General features: G+C 62.1%; 17 protein-coding genes. 11 read left to right on the forward strand and 6 right to left on the reverse strand.

Annotated elements, in window-relative coordinates:
* The first annotated feature begins 216 nt into the window (after nt 1-216).
* From ASD03_RS06970 to ASD03_RS06985, 4 genes are all read left to right on the forward strand, one after another.
* Nucleotides 217-2,589, forward strand: a complete 2,373-nt coding sequence (locus ASD03_RS06970; RefSeq protein ID WP_025427933.1) for an EAL domain-containing protein — start codon at nt 217-219, stop codon at nt 2,587-2,589.
* Nucleotides 2,590-2,619: 30 nt separating this feature from the next.
* Complete coding sequence (locus tag ASD03_RS06975; RefSeq protein WP_057212571.1) at nt 2,620-3,354, forward strand: transporter substrate-binding domain-containing protein; 735 nt, start codon at nt 2,620-2,622, stop codon at nt 3,352-3,354.
* 62 nt (nt 3,355-3,416) lie between these two features.
* Nucleotides 3,417-4,136 (forward strand): aminoacyl-tRNA hydrolase, encoded by a 720-nt coding sequence (pth, locus tag ASD03_RS06980; protein WP_025427935.1) that lies wholly within the window; start codon nt 3,417-3,419, stop codon nt 4,134-4,136.
* 3 nt (nt 4,137-4,139) lie between these two features.
* The gene (locus ASD03_RS06985; RefSeq protein ID WP_057208773.1) at nt 4,140-4,592 is read left to right on the forward strand and encodes a GNAT family N-acetyltransferase; all 453 of its coding nucleotides are present in this window, start codon (nt 4,140-4,142) and stop codon (nt 4,590-4,592) included.
* Nucleotides 4,593-4,595: 3 nt separating this feature from the next.
* Here the strand turns inward: ASD03_RS06985 and clpS are convergent, their stop codons facing one another.
* Complete coding sequence (gene clpS / locus ASD03_RS06990) at nt 4,596-4,907, reverse strand: ATP-dependent Clp protease adapter ClpS (protein ID WP_025427937.1); 312 nt, start codon at nt 4,905-4,907, stop codon at nt 4,596-4,598.
* 204 nt (nt 4,908-5,111) lie between these two features.
* Between clpS and ychF the strand changes: the two genes are divergently transcribed.
* Entirely contained in the window at nt 5,112-6,215 is a 1,104-nt protein-coding gene (ychF, locus tag ASD03_RS06995; protein WP_057208775.1) for a redox-regulated ATPase YchF, read from the forward strand.
* Nucleotides 6,216-6,365: 150 nt separating this feature from the next.
* Here ychF and ASD03_RS07000 read toward each other — a convergent pair whose 3' ends face one another.
* The gene (locus ASD03_RS07000; RefSeq protein ID WP_063997064.1) at nt 6,366-7,472 is read right to left on the reverse strand and encodes a hypothetical protein; all 1,107 of its coding nucleotides are present in this window, start codon (nt 7,470-7,472) and stop codon (nt 6,366-6,368) included.
* 243 nt (nt 7,473-7,715) lie between these two features.
* Between ASD03_RS07000 and ASD03_RS07005 the strand changes: the two genes are divergently transcribed.
* The 3 genes from ASD03_RS07005 (at nt 7,716) to ASD03_RS07015 (ending at nt 9,116) form a co-directional block, all read left to right on the forward strand.
* Nucleotides 7,716-8,171, forward strand: a complete 456-nt coding sequence (locus ASD03_RS07005; protein ID WP_057212573.1) for a MaoC family dehydratase — start codon at nt 7,716-7,718, stop codon at nt 8,169-8,171.
* Nucleotides 8,168-8,638 (forward strand): MaoC family dehydratase, encoded by a 471-nt coding sequence (locus ASD03_RS07010; RefSeq protein WP_025427941.1) that lies wholly within the window; start codon nt 8,168-8,170, stop codon nt 8,636-8,638. The genes ASD03_RS07005 and ASD03_RS07010 overlap by 4 nt, the downstream gene beginning before the upstream one ends.
* A 265-nt stretch (nt 8,639-8,903) precedes the next feature.
* Nucleotides 8,904-9,116 carry a hypothetical protein gene (locus ASD03_RS07015; protein WP_025427942.1) on the forward strand — a complete coding sequence of 71 codons (213 nt, stop codon included), beginning with the start codon at nt 8,904-8,906 and terminating at the stop codon, nt 9,114-9,116.
* Between the two features lie 6 nt (nt 9,117-9,122).
* On the opposite strand, the gene ASD03_RS07020 is transcribed toward ASD03_RS07015, so the two are convergent.
* Complete coding sequence (locus ASD03_RS07020; protein WP_025427943.1) at nt 9,123-9,668, reverse strand: adenine phosphoribosyltransferase; 546 nt, start codon at nt 9,666-9,668, stop codon at nt 9,123-9,125.
* 202 nt (nt 9,669-9,870) lie between these two features.
* On the opposite strand from ASD03_RS07020, the gene ASD03_RS07025 reads away from it, so the two are divergent.
* Complete coding sequence (locus tag ASD03_RS07025) at nt 9,871-10,056, forward strand: DUF1059 domain-containing protein (protein WP_025427944.1); 186 nt, start codon at nt 9,871-9,873, stop codon at nt 10,054-10,056.
* A gap of 376 nt (nt 10,057-10,432) precedes the next feature.
* On the forward strand, nt 10,433-10,738 hold the full coding sequence (locus ASD03_RS07030; protein WP_025427945.1) for a hypothetical protein: 306 nt from the start codon (nt 10,433-10,435) through the stop codon (nt 10,736-10,738).
* 108 nt (nt 10,739-10,846) lie between these two features.
* Here ASD03_RS07030 and ASD03_RS07035 read toward each other — a convergent pair whose 3' ends face one another.
* Genes ASD03_RS07035 through ASD03_RS07045 form a run of 3 tightly spaced genes read right to left on the reverse strand, consistent with a single transcriptional unit; the run spans nt 10,847 to nt 13,355 of the window.
* The gene (locus ASD03_RS07035) at nt 10,847-12,106 is read right to left on the reverse strand and encodes a CCA tRNA nucleotidyltransferase (protein WP_057212576.1); all 1,260 of its coding nucleotides are present in this window, start codon (nt 12,104-12,106) and stop codon (nt 10,847-10,849) included.
* Nucleotides 12,103-12,735, reverse strand: coding sequence for a CoA pyrophosphatase (locus ASD03_RS07040; RefSeq protein ID WP_025427947.1), 633 nt, complete (start codon nt 12,733-12,735; stop codon nt 12,103-12,105). Before ASD03_RS07040 ends, ASD03_RS07035 begins: the two co-directional genes overlap by 4 nt.
* On the reverse strand, nt 12,732-13,355 hold the full coding sequence (locus ASD03_RS07045; protein WP_025427948.1) for a DUF1285 domain-containing protein: 624 nt from the start codon (nt 13,353-13,355) through the stop codon (nt 12,732-12,734). The genes ASD03_RS07040 and ASD03_RS07045 overlap by 4 nt, the downstream gene beginning before the upstream one ends.
* 195 nt (nt 13,356-13,550) lie before the next feature.
* Here ASD03_RS07045 and ASD03_RS07050 point away from each other — a divergent pair, with 195 nt between their 5' ends.
* Entirely contained in the window at nt 13,551-14,564 is a 1,014-nt protein-coding gene (locus ASD03_RS07050) for a MoxR family ATPase (protein ID WP_025427949.1), read from the forward strand.
* The last annotated feature ends 3 nt before the right edge of the window (nt 14,565-14,567 follow it).

The following is a 14,567-nucleotide window of genomic DNA, read 5'->3' on the forward strand; positions in this document are numbered from 1 at the left end:
CCCCGTCAAACGAGGCGGGCCTTTTGCGTTGAACGCACCGGTTGCCGCCGTGCTGTCCCTGTCCTGCAATCGAGCAGGCTTCCTCACGAATTGTCACGTAGCAATTTCAGCAACATTTAAGGTTTTGATGATGTTCTTGCGCCGGGGAAATTTGTAAGCAAGCGTCTAAAGAGAATCCGAAATGACACGAGTGGCAACGCCTGGGGGATGCGTCCAGTGATGCATTCCGTCGAGAACCGATTTATTGCGATTGTCTGCGGTGCAATGCTGGTTTTCGTTGCCCCACTCTTCGTGCTCTTCCTCAGCATCTCCAGCGAACGCGCCGCCCGTGAGCGCCTGCACAACATCGAGCTTCTGATGGGCGCAAGCGCCGAAGCGTTGGGCAAGCCGATCTGGGATTTCGACAGCGACGGCATCAAGCGCATCGCCCGCTCGCTGATGAACGACACCGATATCGTCGCTGTCACCATCCGCGACACCTCCGGCTCGATCCTCGCGCAGATGCCCTCCGGCGGCCTCGGCATCGACAGCGACAGCCGCAGCCTGAAAACACCCATTTCCTACGACTCGATCGACGGCATCAAGGAAATCGGCAGCATCGAAGTGCGCGCGCCGACACCCGGCCTGCTATCGCAGTTCAGCAAGGACGAGCTGGCTATCCTCGCCATCCTGCTGATTGCCGTAGCCACCGTCTTTGCCGCCGCGCTCATCGGCAACCGCTTCACCGTCATTCGCCCACTGATGCGCTTGACGTCCGCCATAGAGGCGACCCGGCGCCTGGGCTCGCGCCACCGGGTCGATTGGACCTCGGACGACGAAATGGGCGCGCTGGCTGCCAATTTCAACGAGATGCAGGACCGGCTCGAGCGTGAGTCGATGGAGCTGAAGAGCGCGCATGAGCGCGCCACCGACATCTACAACCTGACCCCGGCGATGCTGTTCTCGCTCGACACCGACAACCGCCTCTGCGCCGTCAGCGATTACTGGCTGCTGGCAACCGGCTATCACCGCGAACAGGTGATCGGCGAGGATTTCACCGATTTCATCGACCCGCACTGGCACGAGACGTACCGCAGCCACGCCAAGGCGATTGCCGTCGGCGACCACGACATCTGCGAGGTCACAGTCCCCTTCCGCAAAGCAGACGGCGCGTTCATGACCGTGCTGATCCTGGAGACGGAAACGGCCGGCGATGGCGACCTGTCGCTATCCGTCATGACCGACGTCACCGCGTTGAAGCAGGCCGAAAGCCGCAACCATGCCCAGGCGATCACCGATCACCTCACCGGCCTTCTCAACCGCCAGGGCTTCGAGGCGGCACTCGACGAGGCGATCGTCACCGCCGATGCCTGCGGCATCCAGGTCGGCTGCCTGTTCATCGACCTCGACCGCTTCAAGTGGATCAACGACAATTTCGGCCATGCCGCCGGCGACGAGGTTCTGCGCCACACGGTCGAGCTGATCCGCGCAACCCTGCGCCCTGACGATGTCATGTCACGCCTCGGCGGTGACGAGTTCGCGATCCTGGTATCGGATAAGGACGTCGCCACTCTTGCGTCTGAAATCGGCGAGCGCATCGTCAGTGCCCTGCGCGAGCCGATGCCGATTGCCGGCAACGAACTTTTCGTCAGCGCCAGCGTCGGCATCTCCGTTTATCCCGAGCACGCCGAGAATGCTTCGGACCTGCTGCTCAACGCCGACATGGCGATGTATGCGCGCAAACGCGACGGCAAGAACGGTCTGCAGGTCTTCGACGCCAGCATGCTCGATGCCGCGCGCGAGCGCCACGAGATCGAACAGTGCATCGAAGCGGCCCTCAAGGACGATCACTTCGAGGCGTGGCTGCAGCCGATCGTCAGCCTCAGCGACGGCCAGATCGCCGGCTTCGAGGCCTTGATGCGCCTCAACCACCCGGAAAAGGGCGTGATGCCGCCGGGCAAGATCATCGGCATTGCCGAGGAAACGGGAACGATCGCCCGCATCGGCGATTGCATTCTCGAAAAGGCTATCCGGCATCTGGCTGATATCTCCGCCCTCGACGGCACGCAGAACACCTATCTCGCGGTAAACTTCTCGCCGCTGCAGTTCGAGCTTACGCTGCCGCACAAGCTCGCGGCCCTGCTCCTCAAGCACCATATTTCGCCGAACCGGATCGTCATCGAAATCACCGAGGCGGTGCTGATGCTCGACAATCCGGAAGTGCACGCGGTGCTGAAGCAGCTCAACGAGTTCGGCTGCCGGATCGCGCTCGACGATTTCGGAACGGGCTACTCGTCGCTGAGCTACCTCAACCGCTTCCCGGTCGACATCGTCAAGGTCGACCAGTCCTTCACCCGTTCGCTCAGCTCCGGCACCGCCGATATCCGCCGCAAGAGCCGGATGCTGATCAAGGGCATCCGCACGATCTCGCACCAGATGGGCTGCACCGTGGTCGCGGAAGGCATCGAGACCAAGGAGCAGTGGCAACTCCTGCGCAAGCTTGGTGTGGATTGTGGGCAGGGTTATCTTTTCAGCCGCCCCATGCCGATCGGCAAGATGCTGGCCATGCTGGAGAGCGATTCCGAAGTCAAGGCCAACATCCAGGCATAACGGCCAGACACTGGCGCGAAGGAGCAAGGCGTGAAAGAGCTGATCCTGGCATTGTTCCTCGGCCTTTCCACCGCCGCCGAAGCACAGACGATCAAATTCGTCACCGAGGACTACCCGCCCTACAACTTCTCGACTTCGAGCGGCGCAAGCGGCGCCTCGGTCGAGCAGGTAACCGCGATCATGGAGGGGCTGAAGCTTCCCTATACGATCGAAGTCCTGCCCTGGGCGCGGGCCTACATGCTGGCAGAAACCGATGCGTCCTATTGCGTCTTCACCACCGGCCGCAACACCGAGCGCGAAAAGCTGTTCCAGTGGGTGCAGCCGCTGCTCGTCGACCACATGATCATGGTCCGGCGCAAGGGATCTGACATCGCCCCCGGTTCGATCGATGCGGCAAAGCGGTTCACCATCGGCACCCAGCGGGAAGATTTTTCCGCCACCTACCTCACGGAACACGGCTTCGAGAAGATCGACTATGCGACCAATCTCGATTCGACGCTGAAGAAACTGATCGGCGGCCGCATCGACCTGATGATGACATCGGAGAAGACCTTCGAAAGCATGCGTGCCGAGGGCAAGCCCGTCGAGGCGGCATTGATGCTGGAAGGAGAATATTACGGCATCGCCTGCCATCGCGACATGGACAAGGAAACGGTCGAGAAGATGCAGCGCGAACTCGACCGCCTGATCGGCAACGGCACCCAGGATGCGATCTTCGATCGTTACGGCGTTCGGCCGAGCGGAAGCGAACAGGCAACGAAATAAGGATTGACTCTGATGGCGTTTCGCGCTCGTGAAGCGGGGAAAGCCCGACGGAGCGTAACGACATGCTGATCATTGCAGGACTTGGCAATCCAGGTTCGAAATATGCCTCAAACCGCCACAATATCGGTTTCATGGCTGTCGACGTCATCCATCGCCGCCATAACTTTTCCTCCTGGTCGAAGAAATTCAAGTCCGAGATCGCCGAGGGTGAAATCGGCGGCGAACGGGTTCTGCTGATGAAGCCGCAGACCTTCATGAACCTCTCCGGCGAGGCGGTCGGCGAAGCCATGCGCTTCCACAAGCTGCATCCGAAGGATATCACCGTCATCTATGACGAGCTGGATCTGCCGGCGGCAAAAGCCCGCATCAAGGTCGGCGGCGGCCACGGCGGCCACAACGGCATCAAATCGATCGACGCCCATTGCGGCAAGGAGTATCGCCGTCTGCGGCTCGGCATCGGCCATCCTGGCGTCAAGGACCTCGTCCACGCCCATGTGCTCGGCGATTTCGCCAAGGTCGACCAGACCTGGCTGGTGCCGCTGCTCGACGCCATCGCCGACAATGCCGACATGCTGGTGCGCGGTGAGGACTCGCAGCTTCTGAACAAGATCGCGCTTGCGACCGGCGGCAAGCCGGACGAGGACAAGCCGCAGGCGCAAAAGAAGCAGGGCGCGCAATCCCATATCCATCAGGCGCGCAATTCGGCTCAGCCGAAGAAGCTGCCTACGAGCGGTCCGATGGCCGACATGCTGAAGAAGCTGTTCGGCCCCAAGGGCGACTGACAGGTGTCGCCCCTGCCCTTCGCGATCCGTGCGGCATCGGCAGACGATCTGCCGGGACTTCTTGCGCTTTATGGCGAACTGAACCCGGACGACCCTTCGCTCGACACAACCCTCGCCACCGATCGCTTTCAGGCAATCCTTGCACAACCCGGCATGACGGTCTTCATCGGGTTTGCCGGCGATGTCGCCGCCGCATCGGTCACGTCGGTCGTCGTGCCGAACCTGACGCGGGGCGGCGCACCCTACGCTCTCATCGAAAACGTCGTCACTTCGGCCGCCTTTCGCAAGCGCGGCTTTGCCCGCGCTTTGATCCTGCATGCCATCGGCGATGCGTGGGCCGCCGGCTGCTACAAAGTCATGCTGCTGACGGGGTCGAAGGATCCCGCGACGCTGCGTTTCTACGAAAATTGTGGCTTCCGGCAGGACAAGACCGGCTATCAGATCCGCCGCCCCTGACCGTCACTCCTCCGGCTCGGTCATGAACATCAGCGGGAAGCCGGCATCCTTGGCGAGGTCGGTCGCCTCCTTTGCCTTGGTCTCGGCGATATCGCGCACGCAGACGACAACGACGGAAACCCCCATTTTGTGCGCCGTCATCATCACCCGGTAGCCCGCCTCCTCGCTCATATGGAACACGGCCTTCAGTACCATGACGACGAAGTCGCGCGGCGTGTAGTCGTCATTGACGAGAATGACCTTGTAGAGCTTCGGCCGCTCCAGCTTCGGTTTCGGCTTCAGCTTCGGTTTTGCGGCAAGATCGTCGTCACTCATCGGAAATCCACCCGTTGATGACAGGAAGGCGGTCGCGGTTGGCCATCCGGCCCCAGGACGCTGCCACTCAATATCGTACGCCAGACACCGCCAATCAAGCAAAAGCCCGCTCCTTCACCGCGCCGAAACGCGCGAAGGCTTGACCGTTCGGCTCCTTTATCCCATAGCCACGCCCAACGAATTCGAGAACGACAGGTTTTAGCCATGGGCTTTAAATGCGGTATTGTCGGGCTGCCGAACGTCGGCAAGTCCACCCTCTTCAACGCACTCACCAAGACGGCGGCGGCTCAGGCTGCCAACTATCCGTTCTGCACGATCGAGCCGAACACCGGCGAAGTCGCGGTTCCCGATCCGCGCATGCGCAAGCTGGCCGACATTGCCAAGTCGAAGGAAATCATCCCGACGCGCATCTCCTTCGTCGACATCGCCGGCCTGGTGCGCGGCGCGTCGAAGGGTGAAGGCCTCGGCAACCAGTTCCTCGCCAACATCCGCGAAGTGGATGCGGTGGTGCACGTGCTGCGCTGCTTCGAAGATGACGACATCACCCACGTCGAAGGCCGCATCAACCCGGTCGCCGATGCCGAGACGATCGAGACCGAGCTGATGCTCGCCGACCTCGACAGCCTGGAGCGCCGCACCGAGCAGACCCGCAAGCGCGCCGGCGGCAAGGACAAGGATTCGGTGGCACAGCTGCCGATCATGGACGCGTCGCTGAAGCTGCTGCAGGACGGCAAGCCGGTGCGCACGCTGCTTGCCAAGCTTGATGCCGAAGAACTGCGCATTCTGCAGGGCCTCAATCTCCTGACCGCCCATCCCGTGCTTTACGTCTGCAACGTCGCGGAAAGCGATGCCGTCGACGGCAACGAGCACACCCGCGCGGTTGCCGAAATGGCAAAGACCCAAGGCGCTGAAAGCGTCGTGATTTCGGCGGCGATCGAATCCGAAGTGGCGCAGCTGCCGGAAGAGGAAGCCAAGGAGTTCCTGAGCGCGCTCGGTCTCGAGGAGGCTGGTCTCGACCGCCTGATCCGCGCCGGCTACAAGCTGCTCGATCTCATCACCTATTTCACGGTCGGTCCGAAGGAAACGCGCGCCTGGACGATCCCGCGCGGCACCAAGGCACCGCAGGCCGCCGGCGTCATCCACACCGACTTCGAGCGCGGCTTCATCCGTGCCAACACCATCGCCTTCGACGATTACATTGCGCTCGGCGGCGAAGTCGGCGCCAAGGAAGCCGGCAAGGCCCGCGACGAAGGCAAGGAATATGTCGTCCAGGACGGCGACGTCATCCACTTCCGCTTCAACACGTAAGACAATGAGATGAGGCGCGCTTCACGCGCGCAGCCATTGAAGCATGTCGCGCAAAAGTGTGCTGCGGTTTTGCGATAACGACATGCGCAAAGAACAAGAGCTTAAAGCGCAGAAAGCGATCTGAAAGATCGCAACGCGCGTTACCCGATATTACGGCGCGGCATGCAACCGCGCCGTAATCATTTCCGGCAACAGGTTCATGACAATGCGCCGCAGCTTCTGCCAGAAAATGCCGATGAAAAGCACGGTGACGCCGACCGCCGCGAAGGCAACGAAGACGTAGTTGTCAAGCGACGCGCCGGTCTGGTTGAGCATCGTCCAGATCGCGCCTCCGAGCGACAACAGCCCTGAAGTGACGAAGGCGCGGCGGTCGATGACCAATCCGACCAGCATGAACAGGGCAACGATCAGAATGGCGGCAATCGCCTGGCCAAGCCCGGCCTGCCCGTCCCACCACGTGCCGCGGCCGTTCGACACGAAGACCAGACCGATCAGCGAGTAGAGCAATGCGGGCGCGGCGGCCAGATGCAGCCAGAACGCCGTATCGGAGCGCGCCGTCACACGCTGTGGATCGGAAACGTCGTAGCGCATGGCGGTCGCAAAGAGACCCAGGGCTCCGACAAGAACGGTGAGCGCGAGAAGCATGAAATGGTCGTCGTTGGCGAGGTCGATCCCCAAGCTCCTCTCGAAGGCAAGAAGGATCGCGACCACGCAGATGAGTGCGACCGACACCATCAGACCGGCCAGCGCCAGCGGAACGCGATAGCGCCAGTAAAACAGACCAAGCGGGATCGGGAACGCTGATAGATAGGCGAGTGCAAAGACCATCGGCTTCCAGGCATCATCATGCTCGCTCACGAACAACATTGACGTCGTCCCGACCCAATGCACGAGAGCAACCGTCAGCGCCACCGACGGCAGCGCCAGCCGCTGGCGCCGCACCAGGATTTCCGCGAGCCCAAGAATGACCGGCAGCGTTACGAATGGGCCGCCCAAGCCCCAGAGGCCGATCAGCACGACAACGACGCCGATCGTGATCAGGATATCGTGAAATCCCCTGACGAACCGCGGCTGTTCGCTGTCTTCGGCGGCGCGGGCATCGAACGCCGCATCGTCCCGGTCGGCGGCAGCATCCGGTGCCACCGGCCCGAAGCTGATGCCACGGTCAGCGAGATAGGCTTCGAGATCGCTCACCTGATGGGCAGAGATGATCCCTTTTTCGGCAGCGCCTGCGAGCGCCCTGTTCAGTTCGGTCACGAGCATTCCTCAATCAAAAGCCGGTCGATACACCCATGAATCATGGTGGTTGCATGAACAATCGGCATGCGCAACCTGGAAATTCTACGATCAACCGACACGAGAGCGCCACAGGTCAGAGATGACGAATGAGGCACGCTCTAACGTTTGAAAGCCACTGCTTAATTTCCCGCTTAAATCGATTCCGGTTTGAGAAATTATGCAGTACGTAAAGCGTCAGCAAATCAGACGGGACAACTCAGCATGCTGTATTTCGAGGATTTTTCCGAAGGGCGACGCTTCGACTACAAGCCGGTCGAAATGAAGCCTGCGGACATGATCGCCTTTGCCCGTGAATTCGACCCGCAGCCGATGCATCTCGACGAGGAAGCCGGCAAGCGCAGCATCCTTGGCGGGCTCTCGGCCTCCGGCTGGCACACCAGCGCCGTCGGCATGCGCATGATGCTCGACGCTTTCATGGGCCAGTCTTCGTCTCAAGGCTCTCCCGGCATCGATTTCATGGACTGGAAGAAGCCGGTGATAGCAGGCGACGTGCTGACCGGCTTCAGCCAGGTGCTCGAAGCGCGCCGCTCGAAGTCCAAGCCGAGCCTCGGCATCGTCAAGTTCCGCAACGAAATCGTCAACCAGACCGGCGAACCGGTGGCGGTTTCGGAATGTTCCGTGCTCTTCCGCTGCCGCGACAAAGGTCAGAATTCATGATGACGATGGAGGAGTTTTACGCCACCGGTCGCAGGACCGTCATCGGCACCCTGGCCTTTACCGCCGAGGATATCGTCCGCTTCGCCCGTGACTTCGATCCGCAACCGTTCCACCTCGACGCGGAAGAGGCTCGGCATTCGCTGTTTGGCGGTCTGTGCGCCTCCGGCTGGCACACCGCGGCCGGATGGATGCAGTGTTTCGTCCGGTTCTGGAAGGACGAACAGCGGCGGCTTGCGGCCGAAGGCCTGCACGCGCCGCGGCTCGGCCCCTCGCCCGGCTTCCGGGATCTGAAATGGCTGAAGCCGGTCTATGCCGGCGATACCGTGACCTATGCCGTCACGTTCCTCGAAAGCCGCACGCTCGCTTCGCGGCCGGGCTGGCGGATCAACACGATCCTCTGCGAAGGCGAAAACCAGCACGGCGAGGCGGTCATCCGTTTCGAAAGCAAGGTCATCGAGTTCGTTTAGCCAGGGCATCTCCAGGAAAAACGCCAAGAGGCTTTCAGTCAAGAAATGCTTGGAAATAAAGAGATAGAGCGTTTCCGTAACTCCGGTTAGCCCGGAAACGCTCTGTTGAGCGACCGTCGCCCGTCCAAACGACGCGCGTCCCCGTTATTCCTTAAATCAGGAACGATTTGGGCGTAAAATCCGTTCGGACCTTCAGAGTTCCGCGCCAGTGGCCGAAAGGCCAGCACGCGTGGGAACTTCGACAGAAAGGAACGGAGGGCTATCGATGGAAAAGACCCATGTTCGCGAACTGGCGGAGGAATATCTTCGCCTCGGCGGCCACCGGCGCGTGGCCATCGACGATAACGAAACCTCGATCAGAAGCTGGGAAGACGAACCGCCGGAAGCCGACGCCTTCTGGCGGAAAGAGGTGGAAACACTGACGCCGGCAACGCAGCGCGAGGTGCAACTGATGCTGCCGACGATCAACCGCGCCTGAGCGGTGTCAGTGACCTTCGAATTCGATCAGCGTGCGGACATTGACGCCGAGCGCCTCGAGTCTCTTGCGGCCACCGAGTTCCGGCAGGTCGATGACGAAACAGGCCGCGACGATATCGGCGCCCATCTGCTTCAACAGCTTGACGGCCGCTTCCGCTGTGCCGCCGGTCGCGATCAGGTCGTCGACCAGAATGACCTTCTCCCCCGGGCTGATCGCGTCCTTGTGCATCTCCATCTCGTCGACGCCGTATTCGAGGCTATAGGCGATGCGCACCGTGTCGTGCGGCAGCTTGCCCTTCTTGCGGATCGGCACGAAGCCGGAGGAAAGCTGGTGGGCGATCGCGCCGCCAAGAATGAAGCCGCGCGCCTCGATGCCGGCGATCTTGTCGATCTTGGTACCGGCATAGGGGTGCACCAGTTCGTCGATCGCACGGCGGAACGCCCTGGGATTGCCGAGCAGGGTGGTGATATCGCGGAACATGACGCCCGGCTTCGGATAGTCCGGAATGTTGCGGATGGCGGCGATCAGTTCCGATTGAACGGTAGTGGTCATGGGCAAAGAAGGCCTTTGTGTCTCTTGTTACCGCAAACCCATAACACCATCGACCCGCATGTCTATAACGGTTTCTGCCGCACGGATGGCTGGAACAATTTGGTCGTGCCGGGGGTTGATGCTACGCTGAGGCCCATGGCACGCGGAGGAGATACGCGCGCCGCATGCCTCACGTTGAGCCCACATCGGAAGGAGGAACATCATGCGCCTGTTTGAATGCGGTTCTCTTGTCCCGGGGTGCGAATGGCACACCCGCGCCGATAACGACGCCGAAATCGTCCGCCGCGTGGTGGAACACATGCGCCAGGCCCACGGTGAAACTATGATCCGGGAAAACATGATCGACAACATCAAGGCCCGCATCGTCGAAGAAACCAAGGCGGCCTGACGAAACTACATCTACTCCGAACGCGCGCGGGTCTTGCAATGACAACGCCCGCGACGCGTGCCGTTTGCCCTGACACCGAATGATGGTGCGTCGCATCGAACCGGTGCGAGGGACCAAGTCCGTCAAACCGCCCGATCTGGATTTTCAGACCGAGTTGACCGAGACCGTCATCCAGGTGTGGATCTGAGGCACACGGCACCGCATTCGCCGATCCCTATGCTATGGCAATGACGCGAAGGAAGATTTGACCCGCGCGGTGCTCACGCTCTATAGCACGTGGCCTGTTGTCCTTACCTGTATGGCGATCTCTTGCGTTTACCGGTGAGCTGCGCCAACGTCTCATGCCCTCATTCTTTTTAACTGGCATTCGGAACCTATGAACGACAAAGTTTTTGACACTTTGACCGGCATGTACTTCACGGTCGACGATCCCGATGGAAGTTACGGCACGGGTCAAGTTATTCGCCTCGCTGCCGAAGGGATTTACTTCATTCGCTTCGACGGCAACGAGGTAATGCTGCCTCTGGAGCTCGTATCCATCGGGGAGATGCTGCAGACCACCGACGAAGAGTACAAGCTCTGGCGGTTCTTCGACACGCTCGAGGAAAGGGACAAATGGATCGAATGGCTGGACGCCCCATCGAAGCCACGGGTCGTCTCGCTGGTGAGGCCGACCAAGTAACAGCCTCTCGGCTCCCTCGCTCTACGAGCCCACAGCTTGCTCAATACCGGCAGTTGGTGCCAGGAAAGATCGGTCATCTACTTCTGACATGGTCGCGCGCCACGCGCTTTACGCGCGCGGCACCATCGCCTCGAGGCGGGCGACAAGGTTTGCCCGGTCGACACTGAAATTGCGGTCTACCCACAGGGTCTCCAGCTCACCGAGGATCTGGCCGACGCGAGGCCCGGCAGGGATGCCGGCCTTCAGAACATCGGCGCCCGTCAGCGGGAAGCTCGGGCGCTTCCATGCCTCGGTGCGCGTCAAGAGGCGCTGGAACGCCGCCGTCTCGGCAAGCAAGGCCGGATCGTTTTCGGACTTGCGTCTGGCCGAGGCGAGCGCGAGGCGAAGCCGGACGGAAATCCCCTCGGCACCGTGGCGATAGAGCAACCGATCGAGTGCCGCATCCACGGTCTTTGCCGGTAGCGCTGGCGCGTTGGCCCAGCGCGCGAAATAGCCGGCCTCGGCCTTCGACAGGCGCAGCCGCGCGGCCATGGCTTCGAGCCGCTCTTCATCCGGCGGCACGATTGCCGCAAGGCGCAGCAGTGGATCCGGTGCCCAAGAAAAGGCCTTCTCGGCAGCAACCAGTTCCGGAATGGCGTCGATGCCCCATTTCTCGGTCTCGGGCAGGATTTCGGTCAACACGCCCGCCTGGCGCATCCAGAGCAGCGCCCGGCCGGGGTCCTCGGCTGAAAGCAGCTTCTTCGTCTCGGCCCAAACCCGCTCTGCCGAAAGTGTCGACAGCTTGGAACGCGCCTGGGCGCAGGCCCTCAGGCCATCGGCATCGGGGCGACCGTTGCCGTAATGGGCGAAGAAGCGGAAGAAGCGCAGGATGCGAAGATAATCCTCGGCCACCCGCTCGGCAGCATTGCCGATGAAGCGCAAAGTGCGGGTCTTAATATCGGCAAGGCCGCCGACGTCGTCCACGACCTCGCCCTCATGGTCCGCGTAGAGCGCGTTGATGGTGAAGTCGCGGCGCTCGGCATCCACCTTCCAGTCGGTTCCGAACGCAACTTCAGCGCGGCGCCCATCGGTCGCGACATCACGGCGCAGTGTCGTCACCTCATAGGGCGTACCGTCGATGACGAGCGTCACCGTGCCGTGGTCGATGCCTGTCGGTACCACCTTGATGTCGGCTGCCTTGGCGCGGGCAACGACCTCGTCTGGATGCCAGGTGGTGGCCATGTCGACATCGCCGGCCGGCACCCCCATCAGGCTGTTGCGCACGGCGCCGCCGACGACGCGCACCTCCCCGCCCTCGACATTCAGGAGATCGAAGACGCGACGAAGGGATGGAGCCGAAAACCAGCTCTCACCGGCAACCGAGGTCATGCATAAAGCCTTTCATAAAGCATTCGGACGATGCCGGCGGTGATACCCCAGATATTCCTGTCGCCATAGGGCATGCGATAGAAATGCCGGTCTTCACCCTGCCAGTGGCCGCTTCCACGCCCATGGTTTCCGGGGTTCATGAGGAAGGACAGCGGCACTTCGAAGACGCTTTCGACCTCGTCGGGGTTGGGCACCAGCTCGAAGCCGGGCTGCACCACCGCCAGAACCGGCGTGATTTTGAAACCGGACAACGCCATATAGTGCGGCAGTCGTCCGATCGTCTCGACGAACCGCGGGTCAAGACCGATCTCCTCCTGCGCCTCGCGAAGGGCGGCGGACTCGATCGAGCGGTCCTCCGGGTCGACCGCGCCGCCGGGAAACGCCACCTGGCCGGAATGCTTGCGCAGGCTTGCGGTCCGCTGGGTGAAGATGACATGCGCATCCTCGCCGTCGTCGACCACCGGCACCAGCACGGCCGCATCCTTCAGATGCAGGGTTTCAAGATGCGGCACGATACTGGGATTGAGCAGGAAATCTCCGTGTTCCCGCCACGCGCTTTCCACTGGCCCGCCCATCTGGGTCAGGGCCCGGCGGCGAAATTCGTCGGCAGAATAGGGATGCCGGTTCATCGCGACAGCGCTTCCAGTTCGGCAGCCTTCATGATCGGGAAGATGGACCCACCCGAGCGCACGCAGAACATCTCGACGCCGTCGACCACCACGGTCTCGCCGAGTTCGACGAGATCGTACATGACGGGCCGGGAAACCAGCGCCTCGAGCCGGCCGCGCACGTGCAGGTACGGCTTCAGTTCGCGGTTCTCGCCATGAATGACAAAACGCAGGGCATGCTCCGGCCCGGCCTCGACAACGTCACCGACATTGGTGCGAAAGGTCAGCACCTGCACGCCGTCCGCCTGCGTCACGCTCATTTCGACGGCAACGAAGGGCGCGTCGACGATGCGGATCGCCACCTTTTCCACAGGCGTCACCAGATAGGTGACGCCATCCTCGTCCTTGCGCAAAACTGTGGAGAACAGCCGCACCAGTGGCTGCCGGCCGATCGGCGTGCCCAGATAGAACCAGGTGCCGTCGGCGCGGATTTCCATGTCGATATCGCCGCAGAACGGCGGATTCCAGCGCTCCACCGGCGGCAGGCCACGCTTGCGGTCGCCCGTCTGGCCGGCCGCACGCGCGATCAGGGCCGCCAGTCCGGCCGCGTCCCCGGTTCGCTGAATTTCGGCTTCTGCCATCGTTCCGTCCCGATTGGCCCCGATTTTGCACCGGAGGCGTGTATGCCGTCGCGAGATGCGGCGTGTATGCTGTCACGAGATAGTGCGTCTGCGGCGACTTGTCAGCCGTCAGCCAGGGTCTAAATTGGAATAAGGCAACTGAAAATCCCCCGCAGGGCGATTCGGTTCAACAACGGGCGACCGGGGAGTACGACCATGAGTGTGATGAAGGGCGCCACGGAAGCGACCGACGAAAGGGCGATCGTTGCCGCGGCGGAAAACGCGCTCGCGGAGATCGCGCTCGTGCGGGCCGAAGTCGGCAAGGTCATCTTCGGTCAGGAGAACGTGGTCGAGCAGACGCTGCTTGCCGTTTTGTCCGGCGGCCACGCCCTTCTCGTCGGCGTTCCCGGCCTTGCGAAAACCAAGCTGGTCGCGACGCTCGGCACCGTTCTCGGCCTTGATTCCAGCCGCGTGCAGTTCACGCCCGACCTGATGCCATCGGACATTCTCGGCTCGGAAGTGATGGACCAGGATGCCGCCGGCCACCGCTCCTTCCGCTTCATCCCCGGTCCGATCTTCACGCAGCTGCTGATGGCCGACGAAATCAACCGTGCCTCGCCGCGCACGCAGTCGGCGCTGCTGCAGGCGATGCAGGAGTATCACATCACCGTTGCCGGAGCCCGCAAGGACCTGCCGCAGCCGTTCCACGTGCTGGCCACCCAGAACCCGCTGGAGCAGGAAGGCACCTACCCCCTGCCGGAAGCCCAGCTCGACCGCTTCCTGATGCAGGTCGACGTCGGTTATCCCGAGCTTGCCGCCGAACGACAGATCCTGCTTGAGACCACCGGCGTCACGGAGGCCTCGGCCCGGCCGGTGATCGACGCCGCCCGCCTGCAGCAGATCCAGAGCCTGATCCGGCAGATGCCGGTCGGCGAGAAGGTGGTCGATGCCATCCTTGATCTCGTGCGCTCCGCCCGCCCCGGCAACGGCAATGCCGCCACCGACAAGAACGTCGCCTGGGGCCCGGGTCCGCGCGCCGGACAGGCGCTGATGCTCTGCGCCCGCGCCCGTGCGCTCTACGACGGTCGCCTGGCGCCGTCGATCGACGATATTCTGGCGCTCGCCGAGCCCGTTCTCCAGCACCGCATGGCGCTGACCTTCGCTGCCCGTGCCGAAGGCATGACCGTGCGCGATGTCGTCGCCGAGCTGGTGAAGCAAGCCAAGGGATAAAGA

Source organism: Ensifer sp. Root127 (assembly GCF_001425225.1).
GTDB classification, from domain to species: Bacteria; Pseudomonadota; Alphaproteobacteria; order Rhizobiales; family Rhizobiaceae; genus Ensifer; species Ensifer canadensis.

Bases quoted from the DNA above. Each gene is read 5' to 3' on its own strand.
- ASD03_RS07015 (WP_025427942.1), top strand. From the start codon at position 8,904: ATGGAAAAGACCCATGTTCGCGAACTGGCGGAGGAATATCTTCGCCTC.
- ASD03_RS07020 (WP_025427943.1), bottom strand. From the start codon at position 9,668: ATGACCACTACCGTTCAATCGGAACTGATCGCCGCCATCCGCAACATT.
- ASD03_RS07040 (WP_025427947.1), bottom strand. From the start codon at position 12,735: ATGAACCGGCATCCCTATTCTGCCGACGAATTTCGCCGCCGGGCCCTG.
- ASD03_RS07005 (WP_057212573.1), top strand. From the start codon at position 7,716: ATGCTGTATTTCGAGGATTTTTCCGAAGGGCGACGCTTCGACTACAAG.
- ASD03_RS07050 (WP_025427949.1), top strand. From the start codon at position 13,551: ATGAGTGTGATGAAGGGCGCCACGGAAGCGACCGACGAAAGGGCGATC.
- ASD03_RS07035 (WP_057212576.1), bottom strand. From the start codon at position 12,106: ATGACCTCGGTTGCCGGTGAGAGCTGGTTTTCGGCTCCATCCCTTCGT.
- ASD03_RS07045 (WP_025427948.1), bottom strand. From the start codon at position 13,355: ATGGCAGAAGCCGAAATTCAGCGAACCGGGGACGCGGCCGGACTGGCG.
- ychF (WP_057208775.1), top strand. From the start codon at position 5,112: ATGGGCTTTAAATGCGGTATTGTCGGGCTGCCGAACGTCGGCAAGTCC.
- pth (WP_025427935.1), top strand. From the start codon at position 3,417: ATGCTGATCATTGCAGGACTTGGCAATCCAGGTTCGAAATATGCCTCA.
- clpS (WP_025427937.1), bottom strand. From the start codon at position 4,907: ATGAGTGACGACGATCTTGCCGCAAAACCGAAGCTGAAGCCGAAACCG.
- ASD03_RS07025 (WP_025427944.1), top strand. From the start codon at position 9,871: ATGCGCCTGTTTGAATGCGGTTCTCTTGTCCCGGGGTGCGAATGGCAC.
- ASD03_RS07030 (WP_025427945.1), top strand. From the start codon at position 10,433: ATGAACGACAAAGTTTTTGACACTTTGACCGGCATGTACTTCACGGTC.
- ASD03_RS07010 (WP_025427941.1), top strand. From the start codon at position 8,168: ATGATGACGATGGAGGAGTTTTACGCCACCGGTCGCAGGACCGTCATC.